The sequence below is a fragment of the Spirillospora sp. NPDC046719 genome (genome assembly GCF_040645715.1).
Classification (GTDB): Bacteria; Actinomycetota; Actinomycetes; order Streptosporangiales; family Streptosporangiaceae; genus Spirillospora.
Map to the genome: position 1 here is coordinate 1 of NZ_JBEYYT010000644.1, position 4,091 is coordinate 4,091.

The 4,091-nt window shown below is 75.3% G+C and carries 4 protein-coding genes; 2 read left to right on the forward strand and 2 right to left on the reverse strand.

The window, feature by feature from the left end:
* Positions 1-65: 65 nt before the first annotated feature.
* Entirely contained in the window at positions 66-320 is a 255-nt protein-coding gene (locus ABZ914_RS47870) for a hypothetical protein (RefSeq protein WP_500201283.1), read from the reverse strand.
* Between the two features lie 23 nt (positions 321-343).
* Positions 344-1,099 (reverse strand): L,D-transpeptidase, encoded by a 756-nt coding sequence (locus ABZ914_RS47875; RefSeq protein ID WP_500201284.1) that lies wholly within the window; start codon positions 1,097-1,099, stop codon positions 344-346.
* Positions 1,100-1,192: 93 nt separating this feature from the next.
* Between ABZ914_RS47875 and ABZ914_RS47880 the strand changes: the two genes are divergently transcribed.
* Complete coding sequence (locus tag ABZ914_RS47880; protein ID WP_500201285.1) at positions 1,193-1,882, forward strand: response regulator transcription factor; 690 nt, start codon at positions 1,193-1,195, stop codon at positions 1,880-1,882.
* Positions 1,872-3,884: a sensor histidine kinase gene (locus ABZ914_RS47885; RefSeq protein WP_500201286.1), complete on the forward strand. Its 2,013-nt coding sequence runs from the start codon at positions 1,872-1,874 to the stop codon at positions 3,882-3,884. Before ABZ914_RS47880 ends, ABZ914_RS47885 begins: the two co-directional genes overlap by 11 nt.
* Positions 3,885-4,091: the final 207 nt, after the last annotated feature.

The following is a 4,091-nucleotide window of genomic DNA, read 5'->3' on the forward strand; positions in this document are numbered from 1 at the left end:
CTGCACCCCGTATCTCAGGTGGGGGTCCCCGCTCCCGGGATGGCGGTGGGGGCCCGCGGTCACGGTCAGCCGGTGTAGTTCGGCATCTTGGGGATGGCCTTGCCGGGGGGCAGGGCGGGGGCCGTGGTCGGGGACGGGGCCGGAGCGCCGGGTGGAGTGCTCGGGGCCGGAGCGCGGGGCGGAGCGGTCGGAGTGGTCGGGGTGGGGGAGGCCGCTGGGGTGCTCGGCTTGGGGGTGGTGGTGGCCTCGGCGGCGGCCATGCCGGTGCCGGCCAGGCCGACGCCCAGCGCGACGGCCGCGATGAGTGACTTCAGTCGCATCGATGGTCCTTTCGGTGGTGTTCTCATGCCTTGACGACGACAGGCGTGCCGATCGCCAGGTTCTTGGCCATCCAGGTGATGTCGTCATTGCTGACCCGCACGCAGCCGTGGCTGGCCTTGCCGCCCAGCGCCGACGCCTTGTCCGTGCCGTGGACGGCGAGCTGCCCCGGGCCGCCGGCGAACGTCTTCAGCGTCGGCGAGAACCCGCTCAGGCCGAAGGCGTAGGCGCCGTAGCCGCCGTTGGGGTTCGGCGGTTTGACCAGCTCGGTGAAGTAGAAGCGGCCCGCCGGGGTCGGGGTGCCGCCCTCGCCGGTGGCGACCTTGCCGGTGCGCAGCACCTTGTCGCCGTCGAAGACGGTGAACGTGAACGCCTTCGGGTCGATCTCCACGCGGTGGGACGTGGACGACAGCCCGACGTCGGACGCCTTGACCCAGCCGGTGCTGCCGTTGGGCCGGACCGGCAGCAGCACCTTGAGCCAGCCGCCGTCCTTGGCCTCGACGAGGAAGACCCGGGTGGCGCCCATCGCGTTGGGGCTGGACAGCGTCTTCCAGACCGCGCCGTCGCCCTTCTGCTTGTACACGGCGATCCGGCCGCCGCGCACGGTCGCTATCTCGGCGCGCTGCCGCCCGGACTGCTGCGGCTCGGCGGCGGCCGCCGGTCGGCCCGCGCCGGACGGGCCGGCCCCCGATCCGCCGTCGTCCGAGGAGCCGCAGCCGGCCAGCCCGGCGATCAGGCCGGCGGCCAGCAGGGTGCCGGTGTGGATCTTGACTTGGCGCATGCCGCGAGATGCTGGCCGAGGAGTGTGAAGAACCTGTGAGGCCGATGTGATGATCCCGTGGTGCCGGTCGAGGTTTGGCTACGCTCACGAGCCATGTGCGCGAATGTCCTGGTCGCGGAGGACGACACCAAGCAGGCGGAGCTGCTGCGCCGCTATCTCCAGCGCGAGGGGCACTCGGTGGTCGTCGTCCACGACGGGCGCGCCGCGCTCGACGAGGCTCGCGCGCGCCGCCCCGACCTCGTGCTCCTCGACGTGATGATGCCGGACGTCGACGGCCTCGACGTGTGCCGCGGTCTGCGCGCCGAGTCCGACGTCCCGGTGCTCATGCTGACCGCCCGCTCGACCGAGGACGATCTGCTGCGCGGCCTCGACCTCGGCGCCGACGACTACGTCACCAAGCCGTACAGCCCGCGCGAGCTGATGGCCCGGGTGCGCACGCTGCTGCGGCGCACCGGGCGGGGAAGCGGCGAGCCGGTGTACAGGGTCGGCTGCATCACGGTGGATCCCGAACGGCACACGGTCCTCGCGGACGGGCGCGAGGTCGAGTGCACGCCCGCCGAGTTCCGCATCCTGGAGGCGCTGGCCGCGCGGCCCGGCCGGGTCCTCACCCGGGCGCAGCTCCTGGAGCACCTGCACGGCTTCGACCGCTTCATCACCGAGCGCACGGTCGATGTGCATGTGAAGAACCTGCGCAAGAAGATCGAGCCGGAGCCGCGGCGGCCGGTCCGGCTGTGCACCGTGTACGGCGTCGGGTACAAGCTGGTCGGCGACCGTGCGCCATAGCCTGCTCGTCCGGCTGGTCGCCAGCTCGGTGCTGATCGCGGTGTGCTCGATCGTGGCGACCGCGTGGCTGGCGGCGCGCAGCACGTCCGGCGAGATCCGGCAGCGGCAGGGGCGGACGCTGGCCCGCGACGCCCGGATCAACGACGCGCTGCTCGGTTACGCGGCGAGCCACCCGCGCTGGGACGGCGTGGAGGAGACCGTGCGCGGGCTGGCCCGGGAGAGCGGCCAGCGGGTCGCGCTGGCGACCGAGGGCGGCGCCCGGATCGCGGACTCGGCGGCCGGGCGTCCGCCGCTGCCGGCGCGCCCCTCCGCCGTCGTCGACCCGCTCGCCGTCGACGTCTCGCTGGGCCCGGGTGCGGCCACCGACCGGATCGACGCGCGTGCGGCCGGGCCGTTCCGGCTGCCGGACGCCGAGCGGGTACGGCTGCGCAGGGAGGTCGACGCGCAGGCCGCGTGCCTTCGCCGCGAGGGCCAGCGCGCCGAGGTCGTCGTCGGCCCCGGTGGCCGCCCGTACCTTCGTCGCGAGGGCGGCCCGGCTCCGGCCCCGACCCGCCCGGGCGCACCCGTCGGCGCGCCTTCCGGATACGCCCCCTCCCCACCGCGAGCGGCGCTCGATCGACCGTCCGGTGGCGGAGCGGTCAGGCTCGTGGGCGTGGTCCTGACGCCGGGCGCGCTCTCACCGACGCTGAAACCTTCCCCGCCACCGACCTGGCCGGTGGAGGAGTCGCAGCGGCCGACGGCCGCGCCCAGCACCCCGGCCACCGCGCCCGCCTTGCCGACCGGCGCACCCGGCCGGAGGCCGGCGGACCGGCCCACCCCGGTGCCGGAGCCCTCGGCGCCGCCCGAGTCGTGCTCGCCGGACGCACCCGGTCCGACCGCCACCGAGAAGCGCGCGCTCGACCAGCTCGCCGCTCTCGTCCGGCGGTGCCGCGGAGGCCAGGTCGACGTGTGGCTGGACGAGTCCGGCACTCCGGCCGCTCCGGCGTCGGCCGCCGAGTGCCTGGCCACCGCGCGCCGCACCCAGCTGAAGCCGTACGTCGCGCCTGCCGCGCTGCTCTACATCGGCTCGTCGGACGACCGCGCGCCGGTCATCGACCCGTACGGCATCGCTGGGGTCACCGCTGTGATCCTCGTGCTGGCGGTCGGGGTCAGCGTCCTCGTCGCCACCCGGCTGGCGCGGCCGGTGCGGGCGGTCACCGCGGCGGCCCGGCGGATGCGGGCCGGCGACGGCTCGGCGCGGGTCACGGTGCGCGCCAAGGGCGAGGTCGGCGAGCTGGGCACCGCGTTCAACGAGATGTCCGAGCATCTGGACCGGCTGGAGCGGCAACGCAGGGCGATGGTCAGCGACGTGTCGCACGAGCTGCGCACGCCGCTGAGCAACATCCGTGGCTGGCTGGAGGCCGCCCAGGACGGCGTGGCCGACCTGGGCCCGGCGCTGACCGCCTCGCTGGTCGAGGAGGCCACGCTGCTGCAGCACATCGTCGACGACCTCCAGCAGCTCGCTCTCGCCGACGTGGGCAAGCTGCGGCTGCACCCCGAGCCGGTCGACGTGGCCGACCTGGTCGAGCAGATCGCGACCGTCTACCGGGCCGCGGCCGAGGCCGCCGGCCTGGTGCTGACCGCCGAGGTGACGGGCCGGCCGCAGCTGGACGCCGACCCGGTACGGCTGCGGCAGGCGGTCGGCAACCTGCTCGCCAACGCGGTCCGCTACACGCCGGCCGGCGGGCGGGTCAGCCTGCGCGCGCACGCCGACGGCGACGACGTGCTGATCGAGGTCGCCGACACCGGGCCGGGCATCGCGCCGGAGCACCTGCCGCACGTCTTCGACCGGTTCTGGCGGGCCGAGAAGTCGCGCAACCGGCAGACCGGCGGCAGTGGACTGGGCCTGGCCATCGTGCGGCAGCTGGCCGAGGCGCACGGCGGATCCGCGGCGGTGTGCAGCGAGCCGGGCCAAGGCGCGACGTTCGTCCTGCGCCTACCGGGCTCACCGGACCCCGCTTAGCCCGGCGCCCGCCAAGGGGCGTCGGCCACCGGGCAAGCCCGGCCACGGCGTTCATGCTCCGTGCGACGGGGCCCGGCCGGGGCCGGGCGGCTTCGGCCGCCGGGGATCCGTGCCCTGGCACCGCGCCCCGATCAGCCCGCCCGCCCTCTACATCGCCGGCGACCGCGACCTCGTCGCGACCGGCGCCGTGCACGCGGTCGAGCACCT

Coding starts and splice junctions, on each gene's coding strand:
- ABZ914_RS47870 (WP_500201283.1), bottom strand. CDS start 320: ATGCGACTGAAGTCACTCATCGCGGCCGTCGCGCTGGGCGTCGGCCTG.
- ABZ914_RS47875 (WP_500201284.1), bottom strand. CDS start 1,099: ATGCGCCAAGTCAAGATCCACACCGGCACCCTGCTGGCCGCCGGCCTG.
- ABZ914_RS47880 (WP_500201285.1), top strand. CDS start 1,193: ATGTGCGCGAATGTCCTGGTCGCGGAGGACGACACCAAGCAGGCGGAG.